The sequence below is a fragment of the Candidatus Aeolococcus gillhamiae genome (assembly GCF_016464765.1).
Lineage (GTDB): Bacteria > Chloroflexota > Dormibacteria > Aeolococcales > Aeolococcaceae > Aeolococcus > Aeolococcus gillhamiae.
The window spans coordinates 1-17,990 of the sequence record NZ_JAEKNS010000015.1 but is presented as its reverse complement, the minus strand read 5'-3'; the positions used below and the strand labels follow the sequence as shown (position 1 = coordinate 17,990).

Here is a 17,990-nt window from a genome sequence, read left to right as displayed (position 1 = left end):
TGGCCTGACGAGGGTGGTGAGTGTCGGCGACGCCCCCGCCGCTGGCCTGATCGCCCAGCTTCGACCCCGGACCCGGGCCGCCAGATGTCACAAATCCGTGCAGCGGAGCCAGCTCAAGGGCTTTTTCAGCTCCCTGCTAGTACTCCATGGGTTAGTGGACGAGATGCGAAGCCGTGACGGTAGGTGCGCTACTGCGCATAGAGGTTGTCGTACGCCGCTTGAGCGGTGTCAGCCTGGCGCGTGTCCTGCGCCACCGCCCACTGGCGGGTCGCTCGATCAACGGCGATCGTCATCCAGCGCTTGCCGTCCTCGTCGCTGAGGTGGATCAACAGGGTGTACTGGTCATGCTCGACGCGGAGACGGTGGCTGGGATTGGCGGACTCGTGCAACTCGCGCGCGACCTTGCCCGGCGACGCGTCAGCCGCGACAAATGACGTCCACCGACTGCGTCCGCGCGGAGGGCGAACCGGCCGATCGCCGCTAGCTACTCCCCGAGACATCCGCGTTCCTCCTCTGCGCCCAGGAACGGAGTCTCGCCCATGCGCTCAGCCAAATGTAGCTGCGGGCGCCGCCCAGTACAAGAGCTGGCGCCAGTAGCAGGTGAGGCGCTTGTCCGGCAGCCAATTCCGAAGGTTGCGGCCATCTCAGGCGCGGCTCGGATAGCTTCCATGAGTCCGCCCTATTCCGCCGATTCCCCGGGGATCCGCGCAGACCCGGGGACGGGCCACGGGGCTCCACTGGTATGCGAATTGAGCTCAGCGCAAAACTGGAGCGGGAGACCGGGCTCGAACCGGCGACCCTTACCTTGGCAAGGTAAGGGCTCAAACTTGTATTAGGGACGGGTCGAAAATGCCCTTCCGACACTACTTCCGCCCACTTTCCACGGGGCTCCACCCCGGCCCGGCGGCGGTCCAATCTGACCACACCGCGTTCCCGCCAGCAGCAAATCGGCGCAACAGGCAGGTCCACTATCGAGAGTCCGACTGGCGGTACCCTCCGGCAACGTCGCGCGGGGGAGGTTCGGCACAGCCGTCAGGTGATGCCGCCATCGCCCGAATACGCAACGCGAGGTATTGCGCGCGACGGGGGCGAGAATTCGAATCCCTCTTGTGGTGTCTGCAAAATGGCCCGGTGGCTTCGTAAACGCCCAGATCGGCAGATCGGATCCGGCGACCGTCGTGCCTACCGGGGCGTCAACACGCAGAACTCGTTGCCATCGGGATCGGCCATGACCACCCAACTGACATCGCCTTGCCCGATGTCGATCCGAGTAGCCCCAAGCGAGACTAGGCGGTCTACCTCCGCTCGTTGATCCTCGTGGGCGGACGGGGCGATGTCGAGATGAAGTCGGTTTTTCCCGAACTTCGGTATGAGCGGCGGACCACTCCAGGTGATGATCGGCCCGGTGCGGTCCGGCGCGCGGATCGCGGTTTCTCCGTCTTGATCCCAGACCAACGGCCATCCGAGAGCGGCACTCCAGAAGTACCCGGCCTCTCTCGAACCGTCGCAGTTGATCGCTCCGAGGCGTCCGCAGTCAGCCAGGAAGCTATTGGTCGGCTCGATGATGCAGAGCTCGTTGCCTTCGGGGTCGGCGAGCACGACATGAGGTTCGTCTGAGCCCTGACCGATATCGATGTGGTGGGCGCCAAGCTCGACCAACCGTCGGACCGTTTCGTTTTGGTCATCCATGGACGTTGTCGTAAGATCGAGATGGTTCCGATTCTGGCCCGTCTTCTTGTCCGCCACCGGCTCGAAGAGAATTCGGAATCTGGTGCATCCGGTGGCACGAGACCGATCTCGTCAGGGGTCTCGTCGTGGATCTCCCAGCGCAGCGCCTCCGCCCAGAAGCGCGCAAGGCGGCCCGGATCATTCGCGTCGAAGCACAGGGCGTCGAGTCGTGAAGTCATCCCGTTCTTACCTATCCGGTCGGCTAAATCATCGAGTGGAGTCGCGCTAGCCTTCACCGTTCTCCGACGGGTTCGCGCTCACCAGACTCACCTGATCGATTATCCACTTGGCATGGCCGGCATGTCCATGCGCATGGTCAGGCCGGCCAGCAGGATGTTGAGGGCGATTTCGTTCGGCGTCTTCTGCCGCGACGCGACTCGACGAGGCCGATGATCTTGTCGAGGAAGGTCTCCCGGGGGTTCTGGGTGATTTTCCACCACGATGCGGTCCAACTTGTTCCGGACGGACACGACCCGTATCCGAGCGTTGGGTCCTTCGTCCCGGCTGACCGGCGCACCGCCGAGCTCCTCGGCCAGGCGGTACCGGACTCTGACGACGTGCGCGGCTGACGGTTCGTAGCGCACTGCCGCCCGAGGCCTCCGGCAGGTGCCGACGGCACGAGGAGGCTACTGGCGCAAGGCCTGACCGGTGCTGCGGGTTACGGTCTCCACTCGCGATCCACGCCCAGCCTGCGGCGACGCGCGCCTCATCGCTCTGTCCTTCCCGATGGACCATCACATCGATTCGGACGCTGCGGTCACGGAGGCCCTGCGCGCCCGGTTCAAGTGCGCTGGGTGCAGGAAGCTCTTCCGTGCTAACTCGCTGGGCTTGCTCGGCCACGCTCGCTGAAACCGACCCACGATCCATCTGCTGACCGGCAGTGACACCGGCGCACCAGGGCGTTAGCCGAGCAACAGCCGCTCCAGTGTGGGCGCGGGGCGCGACCGGTGCGAGGAACCTCAGCGAGGAGATTGTCGGCGAGCGATCGCATCTCCTCGGGAGCCGCTCGGCTGTGGGCGGCGAACCAGAGCTCGCCGCGCGGCGTCCGCAGCACCTTCTGCCAGTAACGCGCAGCGAACGTCTCCGGCATCCAGAGGTAGAGAATCCTGAGATTGGTGGGGATCGCGGCATTGCCGGCTGCACGCAGCGCGCGGAAGCCCTCACGTGTGGCTCGAACCATGGTGCGCACACCGCTGCGGTCGGCGGCCAGCCGCAACGCGTTGGTGTCATGGCCGTACAGCGCGAATGCAATTGGCACAACGAAGGCCGCATGGGCCAGGAGCCACCTGTCGAGGTGGGGACTGATGGCGACGGAGAATCCTGCCCCCTCCAATGTTCTCTGCAGGGTACGAGCCCGAGCGGACGGCTCTCCGCTGGCTTCTCCGAGCATCGTCTTCTGCTGGCTGATCAATACATATCTGACCACATGACCCTCCTGGGTCCCGCCGGCGGCAGGGAAGCCGAACATGGCGCGGCTGCCCAGCTCGTGGACCAACTGGGCGCTGCGGCCCTGCGTGTTGCCGAAGAAGACCACATCCGATCCGTCCGTCATGGCCGTCAGCATCGGCAGCGTTGATGAGAGCTGCTCCGAGCGCACCGCGACGAGCACCACGTCGTAACACTCGGTAGCGTCCGGTGTGCTCACCGCCGCCACCGGGAGCTCCATGCGCTCGCCGCTCTCCGCGTCTTCGAGCACCAGCCCGAAGCTCTGAAGCTCGATGAGTCGTTGCCCCCGGGCCAGCAACGTCACCTCATGGACCGGCGTCGATCAATTTGCCCGCGTACACGGTGCCGATGACGCCGGCGCCGAAGACCAGTATCTTCACCGCGCGAGGTTCGAGGCAAGTCGAGATCCAGGCCGCGTTGTGCGGCCTGGATCACTGACGTTACGGATGGCTAGCGGAGCCAGGAGTGCGAGCGAACCGCGCTCAGGGCGGACCAGCGGCGGCTGATCGGGCCGATGCTCCATGCTGCGAAGGCGGCGACGGCGAGGAGCGCCATGGTGTTGACGATGTGCTCGTCGATGATCGGGTTGGTCGAGCCCGTGGGCTGACCGCCGCTCACTGTTGCGAACGGCCACGCGGCCACGTACATGAGCAGCAGCATGGTTGCGCCGGCAATCGCCGCTGGACGCAGCGCCACGCCGAGGATGAGGGCCACGCCGACACCGAGGAAACCAAGCATGAAGAGCCAGTCGACCACCGGTGCGCCGGCGATGGCGTTATAGACGCCCTGCAGCGGTCCGGACGCGACGCCCGACAGGAAGCCCTTGGTCGGTGATCCGCCGTTGATCCAGGCGTGTGCGGTGGGTGTGGAGTAGCCGAGTCCAAAGGTCTTGTCGAAGAAGGCCCAGAGGAACTCAAACCCGATCGCGAGACGCACACCGAGGAGGCCGATGCGCGCGATCAGACGGGTCCGTTCGCTGAGCACAGACCCGCTGTCGTGGGACGGCTTCTGCACGGGCTTCACGGAGGTCCCGTTCAGGGCAATGGCCGCTGGAAGCACGGTCGTGGTCGGTCGGTCAAGAGTGACCGGAGAGGAGGTCGGTCGGTCGAGTGTCGTGGGCATCTGCGTCACCTGCGGGTTGTAAGGGCTTTCAAGGAGTCCTTCCACCGACAGTGTTGCGAAGTCAGTACGCCGTGACCAGTGCCGAAGGTCATGGGTGTCTGCGCGGCAAGTGTCATCGCGGGGAAGGCCGTCGAGGCGACCCGCGGACCGTCGTTGGGATGGCTGGCGTCTCCGACGGGCTGGGTTCGTTGATTGTCGGATCGGCCGATCGGCGCTAGAGTGCCGCCGACAGCCGAAGCCGTTAGTGACGAGGAGGCGCGGTGGACCAGGTAAGCCGAGGTAACGTGGTGGGTACTGGTGACCGGCCCGGGCTTCGTCACGGAGCGATCGGCCTTCGCGAGGTGCTCTTCCAGAGCATCACCGCCATGGCGCCCGGCGCCGCTATCGCCGCGTCTATCCCCGCCGGAGCGGCGTATGCGGGAGGGTCCCTGCCTCTCGCCGTCGTACTGGCGCTGATCGCGTGTTTGTTCACAGCCATCGCGATCGGCGAGCTGGCCCGGCACATCCCCGCGGCGGGCAGCGTTGCCACGTACACGGCTCAAGGACTTCACCCGGGAGTGGGCTTTCTGGTCGGGTGGGGATATCTATTTGTCGAGCTGCTGGTGCCTCCGTTGCTGTTCCTCCAACTCGGGTTCACTGTCGCCGCAACTCTGAACTCGCAGTGGCCGTCGGTGTCAGCTGACCTCTGGTGGCCATGGGTCATCCTGGGTTCGCTCATTGTGCTCTTCGCCGGCTACCGGGGCATCAGGTTCTCGGCTAGGCTGGGCACCGTCCTCGGGGCCTTTGAGATTGCCGTCTTCGTCATTCTGTCGATCCTCTTCGTCATCAATGCTGGTTCACACAACGACCTCAGCGTGTTCGGCACTTCGCACACGCCGGACGCGTATAAGGGGTTCACCGGCATCATCGCCGGCTCGATATACACGGTCCTAGCGTTCAGCGGTTTCGAAGCGGCTGCACCGCTGGCTGAGGAGACCGTGAACCCCAAGCGCAATATCCGTCTCGCCGTGGTGGGAGCGACCATCGGCATCGGCATCATCTACATTTTCACCACATACGCCATCGACATCGCGTACGGCCCTGGCAAGTTCACCAACTTCACCGGCGCAGGGGCGGACTCATGGCAGGGGGTGGCCAAGGCGTCCTACGGAATCTTCTGGGTTCTCGTCTTCCTCGCCGTCGTGAACTCGACGATCGCCAACGCGAACGCCGGCTCGAACGTCTCCACCCGCATGGCGTTCGCGCTGGGGCGTATCCGAATGCTGCCGCGTTTCCTGAGCACGATTCACCCGCGATACCAGTCACCGTATCTGGCCGTCCTCGTGCAGTGGGTGATTGGTCTCGCGGTACCCCTTATCCTCGGGTTCAAGTACGGGCCGATCACTGGCTTTGTCTTCGATGCGACCATCATTGTGCTCGTCGTCGTGGGGGTGTACATCGCCTGCGACCTCGCTTGCATCGGGTACTATCTGCGGCATCGCCGTGGCGACTTCAACCCCTTGCTCCACATCATTGTTCCCATTCTCGGCATCGTCGCCTTCGTGCCCGCCCTTCTCGCAGCCGCCGGCATCCAGGTCTTCAGCTTCATAGCGCCGCTAGCGGCGCCATCTTCGTACTCTGGAATCGTCGTCGGCGTGTGGCTTTTGATCGGATTTGGGTTGCTTGGGTATTTCGCGTCCCGACATCCGGCGAGGATTGCGGAGATGTCGCGCGTGCATCTGGACGAGGATCCGGTCGACGGCGACGTGCCCGTGCGCGCGTGACCGACCCGCGTGTGGTCGCGTTCCGGCCTGAAGCGCACCGACCGTCGGACCGGTCGCGGCCGGCGTGATCTACACGCTCGTTCTCAACGCGGTTCGCCCACGGGCGCTCGAACGCGCTCCGGCGCTGCTGGAGGGCGCCGACAGCATGGCGACCGACTCCCTGGTGGCAACCTGACCGCACGGTGTGAGGTGCGGAGTTCGAAGCTCCCCGCGTGCGAGCCCATCACGACGCTGGCGCGATGGTCGGCGCCGTCAGTCATCAGCGCCGGCCAGGAACTCGTTGACAACCGCCATGAAGTGCTCGCGTTTCTCGGCGAAACAGAGGTGTGAGGCGTCCGGAACGATCTCCAGCCTCGACCCGGGGATGCGATGCTGCATCTCGCGCAGATGCTCGGGGCGGCACTCATCGTGCTCGCCGCCGATGAGGAGGGTTGGCGCATCGATCTCGCCGAGTCGCTCGGTCACGTCCCAGCGAGCGAGGGTGCCGGTGACGGAGAACTCGCTGGGGCCGTTCATGTGGTGGTACACGTCGAGACCCGCCTCCGCGAAGGACCGCTCCAGACCGTCGGGCCATGGAGTGAGGCGGCAGAGGTGCTCACGGTAGAAGCCGAGAATCGCGGCGGCATATTCCGGGCAGTCGGTGGTCCCGCTGGCCTCGTGGCGTCTGATCGTCTCTTGGTCGTCGGTGGACTGCAGGCTCAACAACTGGGCGCATTCGGCACTCCAACGGGGCATGCTCGCCGGGCTGCCCACCAGGGTGAGGCTCGCGAGCTCAGGACGACGGTCGAGAACGTACTGCATCGCCAGCATTCCTCCCCACGAGCTGCCCAGCAGATGCACCCGGGGCAGGTCCAGCGCCTCGCGAACGGTCGCCAGCTCCTCCACGAACCGCGCGACCGTCCAGAGCGCCACGTCTCCGGGTCGCTGAGAGCGTCCACAGCCGAGTTGGTCGTAGAAGATGACCTCGCGACGCTCCCCGAGGTCAGTAAGTGGCTCCAGGTAGTGGGAGGTGAAACCGGGGCCGCCGTGAACACAAAGGAGGGGGACGCCGCCCTCGCCCACCGACTGGTAGTACACATCGCCGCCCGGTACGTTGATGAATCCTTTACGAGCCATCGAAACCTCCTGCTCGGTGCTGAGAGCAAACCGTCGTTGGCCTCTGCGTGACCAATCGGGTTACGCCACTTCAAGCCGAGGCCCTTGTAATGTTGCCGTTCGCAGGTGCGCTCAGGTGCCTGAACGCTCGGCGCTTGCGTCTCGGCCACCACACCGCACGAACGCGACGTGCCGCCTTATGTCCGATCGCGCCCCAGAATGCCGGTTATGTAGTACGTGGAGATCAAGAGCGGAGGCCACATGGGGGCGTGTGGAGCCGCGGCCACAAGGCTCGCGGCAGCCGCACGTAGCCCGTGAGCACACTGTGCCTAGGTAGTGCGTCTAGGAATTTCTGGACCGCTACTTTCGGCGATTAGCCAGGGGCCGAAGACCGACCGCAGCGGCGCGTTTCGTATTCGAATCAGCCGCTGGAGCGGGAGATCGGGCTCGAACCGGCGTCCCTTACCTTGGCAAGGTAGCGGCTCAATTCCGTATTCGAGAGGGCTCGAAAATGGCCTCGAGACGGAGGCCAGTGCGGGCGAGGTTGCGGAGGACGTTTCGCCGGGCGTGTGACCGCTGTCGACGCCTGCCGGCGTCGGCCATCGAGGTGGCCTGTTCCACCCGGCGGTCGGCGTAGGATGACATCGATGGGCGGCCGATCCAGGGCCTGACACGGCGGTCGTTCGATCGGAGAGAACTGTGCTGCGGCGATGTCTGACGGTCGCGCTCGCCAGTGTCGTGCTCGCTCCCATGCTTGCACCGCTGGGCGCCCGGGCAGCGACGAACGTCCTGACGCCACCTGCTGCAGCGGAGGAGACCAGCCTGGGCAGCCTCGGCTTCCTGTCCCAAGTGGTGCACGGTCCTTCGCCGTCGCTCGATGTCCGCTTCCCGCCGCCGGTCGCTAGCCTAGCCGCGTCGGGAAGCTACCTGCGCATCTTTTTCGGTCACAGCCCGCTGGTCAGTGCCCCGTCGAATGTCCAGGTGGTGGTGAACGGACAGCGGCTGGACGATGCGGCGCTGACGGCCTCGACCGCGCCCGGCGCGGTCTTCGTGCTCCAGGTCTCCACGATGCGCTGCACCCCGACCAACCGAATCTTGTCGAGTTCGACTTCTCGCTTGTCGCCGCGCCGCACGCCGCCGCGTCGGAGCTGTTCGGGCGGATTGATGCGGACACTGCTCTGCACTACCAGTTGGGAGCCGACGCAGGAACGATGGAGGCCTACCCGTACTCGTTGCTGGGCGGCTCGCTGGCCGGTTCGCTGGGGCCAGTCGAGCTGGGAGCAGTCATCCCATCAGCCCCTGACGACCAGGAGCTGAGCGCCGCGTTTCGACTGGTGGCTGACGCCGGCAGGCGACTGCGCGGGGCCACGCTGCACATCACCCTCGTTTCCGTCCAGCAGGATTCGTGGCTGCAGACAGGACACTCTCCCGCCCTCCTGGTGGGGCGCGTCGCCGACCTGCCAGGTAGCGTCAGCCTGCTGACGGCGGCAGGCTTCACGGCCGCGGGCGCAGGCTGGATCGCTCCAGGCGCAACCGCGCCGATCTCAGCCGACGACGGCATCGTCGCCGCGGTCATCTCACCCTGGGACGGCCGCAGTCCGATGCTCCTGGTCACCGGCGGCAGCGACAGCGCGGTGACCCGGGCTGCGGCGGCGGTTCTCGACCCGCGGCTGGGCGCCAGGGGTCACGCGGCAGTCGTGTCAAGCGTGGCCAGCGTTGGATCGATCGAGGTCCCCGATGTCCCCTTCGGAACACTGCTTCCGAGGAATTTGGCGATCCGCGGGGCCGGCGACCATCTCATCGCGTTCGCGGTCCCCGAGCCGGCCATCGGAGGGGGTTTCTCGGCAACCGTGAAGCTCACGGTGTCCGCCGGACACTCGAGTGCGGCCGGCGCCAGCGCGCCCGAGCTCACGGTCGAGGTGAGCGGCCGCACTGTTCCTGCGCCGGCGGCCGCCGTCACCGGCGCCGTGGTGAGTCGAGCGGTGGACATCCGCCCGGAGCTGCGCCCGGGCATGAACGCCGTCACCGTGAATCTTCATCTTCCCGAGGGCGCGGACGAGGTGCGGCTGGATGCCGAGCTCTCGAATTCTCGCCCGCTGCAGTCACAGAGCGCTTCTTCGCTCGACCAACTCCCTGACCCGTTCCTTAACGCTCCGCCGGGCACGATGCCTACGGTCGTGCTCGCCGACCTGCAGCCGACAACCCTTGCCGGAGCGGCTTCGGCGATGGCGGCCCTTGGTTCGCGAGCCGTGGTGGCCCCCGCTCCGCTCGGCGTGGTCATCCTGGACAGAGACGGGTTGTTGCCGCGCAACGCTCACAGCGTGATCGTGATCGGAGGGCCGGCCGGTCAGGCGCTCCGCCTGCGCAGCGGGGCTTTTCGCACCGAGGTGATCTCGCCGCCAGCCGGGCCAGACAGCCACTCCGGCTGGATCGCGCAAGTGGCTCTCCCGGGTGGGGTACCTGCTCTGTGGGTCGGTGGTGACCCACTGACCCTGGTCGCGACGGGCGTGGCCCTGGCGGATCCGCAGCTGAGCGGTCACCTCGCGGTTGTTCGGCTCAACGGACAGGCCCGCAACGTGCTAGGCAGCAATCCCGGACTGGATGTGGAGCCATTCACGATCGCGCTTGCGCAGCTGCTCCCCCTGGTTGTCGGGTTCCTGCTCCTCGGAGTCCTGGCGGTGGAGGTGGGACGCCGTTGGAGATGGGCACGGTGACGGCTCTGCGCATGCGTGTCACAGCCATGCTCGCCCTGCTCGGTTGCCTGGCGGCGGCCGCGGCGTACCTCTTCGGCGCGCCTGTTTCCGTATCCCTCCTGTTGCCCGCCATGGCACTCGTTTCTGTGGTCATGATCTCCTTCGGCCTCCGTGCGGCCCTCGTCGCGACGGCGCTGGCCTCGGCAGCCTTCCTGTTCGTGCAGCTGGCAGCCGTCGAGCAGCCGATCGGGGTGGACTTCGGGACCGGCTCAGGCGGGCTTGACCTGCCCGCGTTTCTCCGCGGGGCGGGTGCGACGTGGTTCCCAACCGTCCTCGGTGTCGCCGCACTCCTGATCATCCTCCCCGTGGCGGGGCTTGTCCGACATGGCCTCAGTGGGGTGGGCGGAGCGCAACGGGCGTCCCAACCACAGCTCCAAGAGGGTGTGCCGGCGCCTCCCGTCGCCGAGAACGCCGTTCACATTCTCGATGTTCCGTCGCCGGCTCCTCCACCTGTCTTGGCTGTTCCGGCTGGCCAGGCCAGCGACGAGGGATACGTCGTCGACGCCTTCCCCCTGTCGATCCTCCGGACGGCACACGAGGCAGGGTTTCGTTTGGTGGACTACCGTTTGTCGCCCACGACGCTGACCGAGCCCGGGATCACCGACCGCAACGGCCGCGAGACCCCGGCGGCGACTCGGTCGGCCGCGTTGGTCAGGGTGAGCCTGAGGGTCAACCCGGAAGAGGCCGCCGCGCCTGCCGTGACCGTCGACCGCCTGGCCGACATGGTGGGCGAGGAGCTGGGCTGGTGGCGGGACGCTGCCGTGGTGAAAAGTGACGAGGGCGGCAACGTTATGATGCTTCTCCCCGGGGCGGACGACCCGCAGGCACACGCCCTGGTGCATCGACTGGAGGACACAGCGCGCAGGCAGTTCCAGCGGTCATTGGAGTCAGTGGTGCTCGTCCTGGAATCGGCAGCGGATTCCGTGGAGGAATCGGAGGCGACGGACGTGGAAGTGCAGTTGACAGGGCGGCCCGACGCCGCCCGCGTGTCATCGCCTGAGGCGAGAGGAGGAAGCTGATGCGACTGCTCAAGGTGCTTCCGGTGGTGGCCATGTGCGCCCTTGTCGCGACGGCGGGTGGAGTCGATTCCGCTGCCGCCGCCGAACAGTCCCTCGTGAGGGTCGCCTACGTGTCCCCGGACGCAACCGCCGCTGACGTTTACATCGACGCGGTCCGAACTCTGTCCAACGTGAGCTACAAGACGGTTTCGGCGTACATCGCGGTGACTGTGGGCGCACACACCGTCGCTGTGCGGCCAGCCGGCTCCGCGTCCACCACCGCTCCGTGGGCACAGGTGAGCCAGGCGTTCTCCGCCGGTGCCTACTACACGGTCGCGATCGGCGGTCGTTTCGGCCAGCTACAGGCGACCGCGTTTCAAGACCAGTTCGCCGCTCCAAGCGGCGGCCAGGCGGTGGCTCGGTTCATCCACATGGCACCCGACGTGCCCGCCGTCGATGTCGTGGTCAAGGGCGGTCCGATTCTCTTCTCCAATATCTCGTTCCTACAGGCGTCCGCCTACAAGTCCCTTCCGTCCGGCACCTATGACCTGCAATTGGTCGCGACCGGCACCACCCAGGTCCTCTTCACCGCTCCAAGCGTGGTGGTCGCCAGCGACACCATCCATTCTGAGACGGGCATCGGGGGAGTGGGCGCCCCAGTCGAACTGCTCCAGATTGCCGATGCTAGCTCCGCACGCGCGCCCGTCGGGGGAGCCAACACCGGAGGCGGCGGGCTTGCCCCCCGTCCATCGGCACCCGGTGGGCTGGCCGCTGCAGGACTCATCGCGGCGGCGCTGCTCCTCCTCGTGGTGACCGCCATCCGCAGATCGAGTGGCCACGCCAGCTAAGCCCCGAACCGTGCGTCGCTTCGGGGTGACTGTGCCTGGCACATTTGCGACGGTGCTGGCCGGGGGGGCCGTGCTCCTCGTTGGCACCTTCGCGAGCGAGCTCGCACAGTCCGGTCCAGGTCCACCGTCCCCGGTGGGAGTTGGCGCCGCGCTTCGGCCTGCGGGAGCCGACATGCCGCTGGCGACGCCGTTGCTCGTGCCGGCCGACTCCGGCGGTGGTCCTCCCGGCGTGTGGGCGGTGGCCGCGAGGGTGTCGCCTCCGGTGCGCGTTCAGATCCCGGCGATCAGAGTCGATGCCAGCTTGGGCCAGGTCGGTCTGCAACCCGACGGCACCGTCGCGGTACCGTCGGATTGGAACCAACCGGCGTGGTACATGGATGGGCCGGCGCCTGGGCAGCAAGGACCAGCCGTGATCGTGGGTCACCTCGACTCCAACACCGGTCCGGCCGTGTTCTGGAGGCTCGCGACGCTGAAGCCGGGGGACGCGATCCTGATCGCACGACAGGACGGCTCGCAGCTCAACTATCGCGTTACCAAAGTTGACGAATTCACCCGCGCCGCCTTCCCCACAGCGGAGGTGTACGGACCCACGCCGGGCTCGGTGCTTCGGTTGATCACGTGTGGCGGCACCTTCGACTGGTCCACACACAAGTACCGGGACAACGTGGTCGTGTTCGCCGACGCCGGATGATCAACCTGACGGCTGCTGTGGCTTTGTAGGTCTGTTAGCCCGGAGAGACTGACAGCGGGAGACGAGGCTCGAACTCGCGACCCTTACCTTGGCAAGGTACCGTTCTAATTCTGTATTCAGAAGGGACCAAAACCGGCTTCTAAACCACTACTTACCCTCAACTTCCACGGGACGCGACGCTGGCCGCACTGGGATCCACGCTGACCACACGGGCGTCCACGCTGGCCTCATATAACGAGATTCCTATGCAGGGGGGCAATGGTGCTCTGTGAGCTCCGTCGCTCGATTATTGACGCCGATCATTCCTCATCGGGATGCAGTGGCAGCGGGTCGGAAGCTGCTTCGGCCCGAGTGTGGTCCGCTGCTTTCGCAGGTGGGCTGAGGCTCACGGCAGACTCCATCTGCCGGCGCCACTGGTCAACTGCGACGCGACCCTCGGACGTGGCAGTCAGCTTCGCCGCCAGAGCGGGATAGGGGTGATGTCCACTCATGGCGTTGCTCCTCGCCTGAATGGCCCCACGGCCGCACGGGGCTTGCGGATCACACGCCCACCTTTCGCTTGCCGGTTCGAGATGGTCCTGCGGCTGACGGCGCGCTGGGCCGGTCGGCTGAGGTCGGTGGATTGCCCGTCGTCAGTCTCCGATTGCTTGTCGCACGCGCTCCGGTTGTCCGTCGAGATGCAGGGTGGCGCGCCCGCAGATGCTCAACGTCGCGCTCCAGGAGTTGCTTGATCAGTGTCTGGTATGCAACCCCATGCTCGCGCGCCAAGCTGCGGATCGCCGTCAGAAGCTCCACGGGGAAACGGATGGAGATCGCTTGCTGGCGCTCACGGTGGTCGGTAAGGACGGTCGTAAAGTGACGGTCGAGCTCGTCAGAGGTCATGCCCTCGTATGGGTCGGGAAAGCTGGTGCTCCTCATTTCAGGCTCTTCCTCTCGCGCCTGCCAGCCCAGTGAGCGTGAACCGGGTAGCAACCGCCTCGTGATCGGGCGACCCACGCCACTGACAAAACTCTCCGTCCGACGCGACACAGCGCGATGGTCGTCCCATGCTTTGGATCCGAAGCAACGTTGTCATCCCTGGCATTCTCCACCACGTACGACACCTGAGCCTCCGTGATGCCACGGTCGGCGTGATCGACGAAAAGATGCTTACGGTTGTACTGGTCCCAAATCGCCTGGCGCCCCGGTCCCACGAGCGCTCAGTATACATCACGGGTATATACCACTCGCCGTGCGGCTATGCCGGGCCTACTACCAGCAGTCACGCCCGGTGCCATGGCTGGGAGTCAATAAACCGAGTCTCCCTGAAACCCGGGGCGGTTCAGCGCAATCCGACGTAGACGTAAACAGCGTGGAACCGCGGACGGCCCAGAGTCTCCAACTTACCCGGGGCGGTTCACCCACGGCGCTCCACGGTGACCACGAGAAATCGGCAAGCGGGATCGCCGGCTGGGGTTCAGCCACCGCGTCAAAATGACCTGGATGGAGGCACGCTTCCGGGTCGCCCGCAATCCCGACGACGCCAGCCGCCTGCCATACCTGGTCTGGCTGCCGCTCGAGGGCGGCGTGGTGCTGAAAGCCCGAGAGATGTGGCCGCGAGCAGCGCGCGTCTTCTGCGCGCAGGACGGTAGCGCCTGGACGGATAGCGCCGGGCTCGTCGACGACGCGGCTGTCCTCCTCTGCCGCCGCCGTGGTGCCGCCATTGACCTCGTCCTCGACCGGCCGCGGCTGGCTCGCTCCCAGTTCATCTTCACCACCGCGCGTGGGCGGCCGGCGGTCTGGTGGCAGACGCAGAAGACCGTGCAAGCGGCCAACCCCGGGGCGCGCGTGCCGCGCGGCCGGGCGCCGGGAAGGTTGTTGATTGCTGTCGACACCCGCGAGAAGTACGGCTGGCGGTTTGCGGGACGGTCGGTGGAGCTCGAGCGCCGCGCGCTGCCGGCGGGCGACTACGCGGCGATGGCCGCGGGGGCGATTCTCGGCGTGGTCGAACGCAAGACGATGGAGAACCTCGCGACATCGCTCTCGGACGGCAGCTTGGTCTACCAGTTGCAACGACTCGGTGAGGCCGGGCACGCCGCGGTCGTCGTCGAGGCAAGCTATCCGGATCTCTTCCGGACCCAACCGGGCCGTGGCTCTTGGCTGGCGGACATGCTCGGGCGTCTGGCTGCGCGTTACCCGGAGGTGCCGATCATCTTCGCCGGTTCGCGGCGCTTCGCCGAGGAGTGGACCTACCGGTACTTCGGTGCCCTTGCCGGAGATGGCTCGGCTGGCGACGTGGGTGCCGAGAGCGCACCGACCTGACTGGCGTTGATGGTGGGCAGGCTGCCCAGTAAGACTTGGTGTTATCCTTGATCTTATGCGAACCACTGGAACGGTGACGATTTCCCTGCCCCCCGACCTTGCCTCCGAGGTGGATCGTCTTGCCGATGCGGAAGGGATGACCCGCAGCGAGCTCCTGCGGCAGGCATTCCGACAGTACGCGGAGCGCCGCCGCCGCTGGGATCAGGCATTTGCATACGGCGAGGCCCACGTGGGCGCGACGTCGCTCACCGAAGGGTCAGTGATGGAGGCGGTCAAGAAGCGCCGACGCGCTCGCGGTCGGACTGTCCACTGAGTGCGAGTGGTCCTCGACACCAACGTTTTGGTGTCGGCGCTGCACTTCGGGGGCCGGCCCCGACGCGTCTTTGAGTCAGTTCTCCGCGGCGGCCATCGGCTGGTGATCGGACCGGCGATCCTCAGTGAGCTTGAAGCGGTGCTTGTCGAAACATTCGCGTGGGATGCTGCGCGTGCCATCGCTGTGCGCGGTGAGCTCGAGGCGCTTGCCGACCACGTGGCTCCGCGCGAGGTGCCAGACGTGTGCCGCGATCCCGACGACAACCAGGTGCTCGCCATTGCCGTGGTCGGGCGAGCCGATGTGATTGTCACTGGCGACGTCGACCTGCTTGCTCTCGGCATCTTTGAAGGAGTGGCGATCATGACAGTCGCCAAATTCGACGATGTGCGGCCGCGCGAATGAACTGGCGCACCAACTGCCGTTGCCTGCCACCGGCAGCCGTGTCGCCGAATCCAGCGTCCGCCGCCGCGTTGATGGCGGACGTCAGCGCCACCGGAGATGTCCGGCAGCCTACGAGATCCGCCACACCGCTGCGTGCCCGGGCTGAGAAAAGTGTCCGTCACAGCGGGCCACGCCCAGAGCCTTGTCAGCCCGGGCCGAACGTGGCTGCGCCCGTGTCCGGTGAAGGGCTACTCGACGATCTTCCAGTAGGAGTCCTTGCGGCATATCCTTCCATTCGCGAACTCGAACAGATCGCAGCCGCGCACCTCGATCTTCTCTTCACCCGCCGTTCCCGAAAGGGTCCACTCGGATACGCCCCGATTCCCGCAGACAAAGTGCCCGTCCTGTCCCCAATGAGCGTCGGGGATGCCCGCGAATCGAGTGCCCAGTAAGCGGCGAACGTCGTCGCGACCCTTGGCCCGTGTGCCCCATGGCCAGGAGCCACGTGGCATCTCCAGCACCGGGTCATCGGAGAAAAACTCCATAACAGCGTCGAGATCATGGCGATTGAAGGCGCCAAGTAGCGCCTGCAAGGTTTCAACAGTGACCGCTGGGTTCGTCTGCAAGGCGCGACCCTCCTCATCGCGTCGCCATTGTCTCTCTCGCTGCTGGGTGGCCGCCACGGGCACGAGCGCTTAACGAGAAGTACCGTACCTGGCCGGCATCGAGCGACCTTGCTGTGAATCTGAGCGACAGGACACTACTTCGTCGCGACGAAAATGCGATAGCCAGTCTGGGAGTCGTGCGTCGTCACGTTGGCAAATCCTCCCTCCGTTAGCGCCGCGAGGACCCAGGACGGCCCGTCTCCACCGGATATACCGCTCCCTCCACCCGCAAGATTCTCCTGCAGGCAGTAGAGGAGACCAGCGCCGTAGGTAATGAGGGAGAACGGGTTTCTGCGCATCCTGGGCAAGGTCACCGGAGGTCGCGCTCTCGGCCACCAAAAAGACACCCCCATCGCCGAGCCCGCGGTGGGCGCTCCTCGCGACCGCCGCCGGGTCACCGAAGTGGTGGAACGAGTCGAGGCAGGTGATCAGGTCGTAGCCGCCTTGTTCTGGCAACTCATCAGCCGACACCGCCATCGCCTGCACATTGGCGAGGCCCTCGTTGGCCGCCCGCGCAATCGTCCCCTCGGTGAGCGCCGGGTCGAGATCGTACCCGGTAATCTCCCCGTTGGGGAAGGCCTTCGCCAGGATGAGCACGACGTCACCGTTGCCGCTGGCAAGGTCGGCGATCCTCCCACCGCCGGCGGTCGTTCGGTGAGCCCAGGTACGAACCCGATCCACTCCGCGATGAGTGCGGCGGCATAGGTCGGGGTGTTGACGCGACCAACAGAGTCGCCGTACACCTCATGGAAGCGTCGAGGGGGTATGCCCTCTCCGGTATGGACGGCCTCGGCAACCTCGGGAAGGATCGCGCCGGTGCGATCCACGAAGTCAACCACGGCGCGCGCGTCGACAGGGAAGCCGGAGCCGAAGACAAAGCCAGTTTCGTCGGCAACCGCGAAGCGTGTGCCGTCAAAAGTCAGGTGCCCTGCGGCCACCATTGCACGCAACCATTCGAGCGCATTTCGCCTGTCGGCATTTGCTCGATCACCAATCTCATCGGCGGTGCCGGGAGCCCTGAGAACGGCATCCAGGAGCCCGGTGCGGGCGCCGAGGCCGAGCAACGTCATCGCGTACCAGCCGAACAGGTGCGCGAGCCATCTCGGCTGGTCATCGGCCATCGTTTCTTCCCTTTCTCGTGGTCGGAAGCGGGGTGGGCGGCGATTATCCCACTGGGGAGCATGACCCAAGAGGCTCGAGAACGTCGCTGCTGTCGCCCTGGGCGCACGTGTGAGTGAGCACGGGATTAGCCGCCCCGGCGTGAGCCAGCTGATCCTCGCCTGGGAAGACCGTAAGCACACTTTGCCTGGGTAGTGGACTTCGAACTTTCGAGGCCGCTACTTTCGGCGAGAAGCCAGGCACTGGACCCCGGCCGCAGCAGTGCGATTCCGTCTTCGAATCAGCCGCTGACAGCGGGAGACCGGGCTCGAACCGGCGACCCTTACCTTGGCAAGGTAGCGGTTCAAATTTGTATTCGAGAGGGGTCGAAAATGCCCTCCAGACCACTACTTACCCCCAATCTCCACGGCGTTGCACGCTGACCACGCGGCAAGCCACACAGACCACACGGCGTTCCACGCTGGCAACAAAACAGGGGAACGGTGGAGGAGGGCGGTAGAACCGGAGCAGCAGGCCGCCGGACCGTGAACGCTGACGGTACGCCAGCGTGCCGATCTTGGCGCTGCCCGATGACGTCGCCGCCTGCTCGAGGAGATCAGCCCGGCCGCAGTCAACTTCAGGAGTGAGGGTCAAGTCCCCTGTAGTGGTGTGAATTCGCTGGAGTTCTCACAACGTCGGTGAGTTACGCGGCGAGCCCCTCCGTGAGCGGGTTGGTAAGCAACGGCGGTCCGTCGGGATGCAGCAAGCGAGCCATGGACTGCTGGCTG

The 17,990-nt window shown here is 65.9% G+C and carries 17 protein-coding genes, 2 tRNA genes and 2 pseudogenes; 9 read left to right on the top strand and 12 right to left on the bottom strand.

Annotated elements, in window-relative coordinates; genetic code table 11:
• Window positions 1-188: 188 nt before the first annotated feature.
• The 5 genes and pseudogenes from JF886_RS00975 to JF886_RS00955 form a co-directional block, all read right to left on the bottom strand.
• Window positions 189-500: a hypothetical protein gene (locus tag JF886_RS00975; protein WP_337308698.1), complete on the bottom strand. Its 312-nt coding sequence runs from the start codon at window positions 498-500 to the stop codon at window positions 189-191.
• 267 nt (window positions 501-767) lie between these two features.
• Window positions 768-873: transfer RNA gene (locus JF886_RS00970), tRNA-Gly, on the bottom strand.
• Between the two features lie 309 nt (window positions 874-1,182).
• A pseudogene (locus JF886_RS00965) lies at window positions 1,183-1,907 on the bottom strand (VOC family protein).
• A 635-nt stretch (window positions 1,908-2,542) separates the two neighbouring features.
• Complete coding sequence (locus JF886_RS00960) at window positions 2,543-3,478, bottom strand: ketopantoate reductase family protein (protein WP_337308696.1); 936 nt, start codon at window positions 3,476-3,478, stop codon at window positions 2,543-2,545.
• Between the two features lie 146 nt (window positions 3,479-3,624).
• Window positions 3,625-4,296 carry a hypothetical protein gene (locus tag JF886_RS00955; RefSeq protein ID WP_337308694.1) on the bottom strand — a complete coding sequence of 224 codons (672 nt, stop codon included), beginning with the start codon at window positions 4,294-4,296 and terminating at the stop codon, window positions 3,625-3,627.
• A 260-nt stretch (window positions 4,297-4,556) separates the two neighbouring features.
• Here JF886_RS00955 and JF886_RS00950 point away from each other — a divergent pair, with 260 nt between their 5' ends.
• Window positions 4,557-6,059: an APC family permease gene (locus JF886_RS00950; RefSeq protein WP_337308692.1), complete on the top strand. Its 1,503-nt coding sequence runs from the start codon at window positions 4,557-4,559 to the stop codon at window positions 6,057-6,059.
• 252 nt (window positions 6,060-6,311) lie between these two features.
• Here JF886_RS00950 and JF886_RS00945 read toward each other — a convergent pair whose 3' ends face one another.
• Together JF886_RS00945 and JF886_RS00940 are read right to left on the bottom strand one after the other, a co-directional pair.
• Window positions 6,312-7,175 carry a proline iminopeptidase-family hydrolase gene (locus JF886_RS00945; protein ID WP_337308690.1) on the bottom strand — a complete coding sequence of 288 codons (864 nt, stop codon included), beginning with the start codon at window positions 7,173-7,175 and terminating at the stop codon, window positions 6,312-6,314.
• A 923-nt stretch (window positions 7,176-8,098) separates the two neighbouring features.
• Window positions 8,099-8,338, bottom strand: a complete 240-nt coding sequence (locus JF886_RS00940; RefSeq protein WP_337308688.1) for a hypothetical protein — start codon at window positions 8,336-8,338, stop codon at window positions 8,099-8,101.
• Between the two features lie 27 nt (window positions 8,339-8,365).
• On the opposite strand from JF886_RS00940, the gene JF886_RS00935 reads away from it, so the two are divergent.
• The 4 genes from JF886_RS00935 to JF886_RS00920 are packed head-to-tail and all read left to right on the top strand — an operon-like array spanning window position 8,366 to window position 12,444.
• Window positions 8,366-9,868 carry a cellulose biosynthesis cyclic di-GMP-binding regulatory protein BcsB gene (locus tag JF886_RS00935; RefSeq protein WP_337308686.1) on the top strand — a complete coding sequence of 501 codons (1,503 nt, stop codon included), beginning with the start codon at window positions 8,366-8,368 and terminating at the stop codon, window positions 9,866-9,868.
• On the top strand, window positions 9,865-10,926 hold the full coding sequence (locus JF886_RS00930) for a hypothetical protein (RefSeq protein WP_337308684.1): 1,062 nt from the start codon (window positions 9,865-9,867) through the stop codon (window positions 10,924-10,926). Before JF886_RS00935 ends, JF886_RS00930 begins: the two co-directional genes overlap by 4 nt.
• Entirely contained in the window at window positions 10,926-11,753 is an 828-nt protein-coding gene (locus tag JF886_RS00925) for a DUF4397 domain-containing protein (RefSeq protein WP_337308682.1), read from the top strand. Before JF886_RS00930 ends, JF886_RS00925 begins: the two co-directional genes overlap by 1 nt.
• Before the next feature lie 52 nt (window positions 11,754-11,805).
• Window positions 11,806-12,444, top strand: coding sequence for a class F sortase (locus tag JF886_RS00920; RefSeq protein ID WP_337308680.1), 639 nt, complete (start codon window positions 11,806-11,808; stop codon window positions 12,442-12,444).
• A gap of 53 nt (window positions 12,445-12,497) precedes the next feature.
• Here the strand turns inward: JF886_RS00920 and JF886_RS00915 are convergent.
• Both JF886_RS00915 and JF886_RS16715 read right to left on the bottom strand, forming a co-directional pair.
• A tRNA-Gly gene (locus JF886_RS00915) sits at window positions 12,498-12,612 on the bottom strand.
• A gap of 372 nt (window positions 12,613-12,984) precedes the next feature.
• Entirely contained in the window at window positions 12,985-13,239 is a 255-nt protein-coding gene (locus tag JF886_RS16715; protein ID WP_350340559.1) for a hypothetical protein, read from the bottom strand.
• On the opposite strand from JF886_RS16715, the gene JF886_RS00910 reads away from it, so the two are divergent.
• The 4 genes from JF886_RS00910 to JF886_RS00895 all read left to right on the top strand — a co-directional run bounded on the left by JF886_RS00910 (window position 13,129) and on the right by JF886_RS00895 (window position 15,460).
• Window positions 13,129-13,398 carry a hypothetical protein gene (locus tag JF886_RS00910; protein ID WP_337308678.1) on the top strand — a complete coding sequence of 90 codons (270 nt, stop codon included), beginning with the start codon at window positions 13,129-13,131 and terminating at the stop codon, window positions 13,396-13,398. The two genes, JF886_RS16715 and JF886_RS00910, sit on opposite strands and share 111 nt — an antisense overlap.
• A gap of 528 nt (window positions 13,399-13,926) precedes the next feature.
• A complete protein-coding gene (locus JF886_RS00905) occupies window positions 13,927-14,745 on the top strand; it encodes an ERCC4 domain-containing protein (protein ID WP_337308676.1) in 819 nt (272 codons plus the stop codon).
• 55 nt (window positions 14,746-14,800) lie between these two features.
• Window positions 14,801-15,058: a CopG family ribbon-helix-helix protein gene (locus JF886_RS00900; RefSeq protein ID WP_337308674.1), complete on the top strand. Its 258-nt coding sequence runs from the start codon at window positions 14,801-14,803 to the stop codon at window positions 15,056-15,058.
• A gap of 6 nt (window positions 15,059-15,064) precedes the next feature.
• On the top strand, window positions 15,065-15,460 hold the full coding sequence (locus JF886_RS00895; RefSeq protein ID WP_337308673.1) for a putative toxin-antitoxin system toxin component, PIN family: 396 nt from the start codon (window positions 15,065-15,067) through the stop codon (window positions 15,458-15,460).
• 227 nt (window positions 15,461-15,687) lie between these two features.
• Here the strand turns inward: JF886_RS00895 and JF886_RS00890 are convergent, their stop codons facing one another.
• From JF886_RS00890 to JF886_RS16705, 3 genes and pseudogenes are all read right to left on the bottom strand, one after another.
• A complete protein-coding gene (locus JF886_RS00890) occupies window positions 15,688-16,065 on the bottom strand; it encodes a nuclear transport factor 2 family protein (protein WP_337308672.1) in 378 nt (125 codons plus the stop codon).
• A 69-nt stretch (window positions 16,066-16,134) separates the two neighbouring features.
• Window positions 16,135-16,701 (bottom strand): class I SAM-dependent methyltransferase, encoded by a 567-nt coding sequence (locus JF886_RS16710; RefSeq protein WP_350340558.1) that lies wholly within the window; start codon window positions 16,699-16,701, stop codon window positions 16,135-16,137.
• A 371-nt stretch (window positions 16,702-17,072) separates the two neighbouring features.
• Window positions 17,073-17,174, bottom strand: a pseudogene (locus JF886_RS16705) (hypothetical protein); the annotation flags it as partial.
• Window positions 17,175-17,990 lie beyond the last annotated feature (816 nt).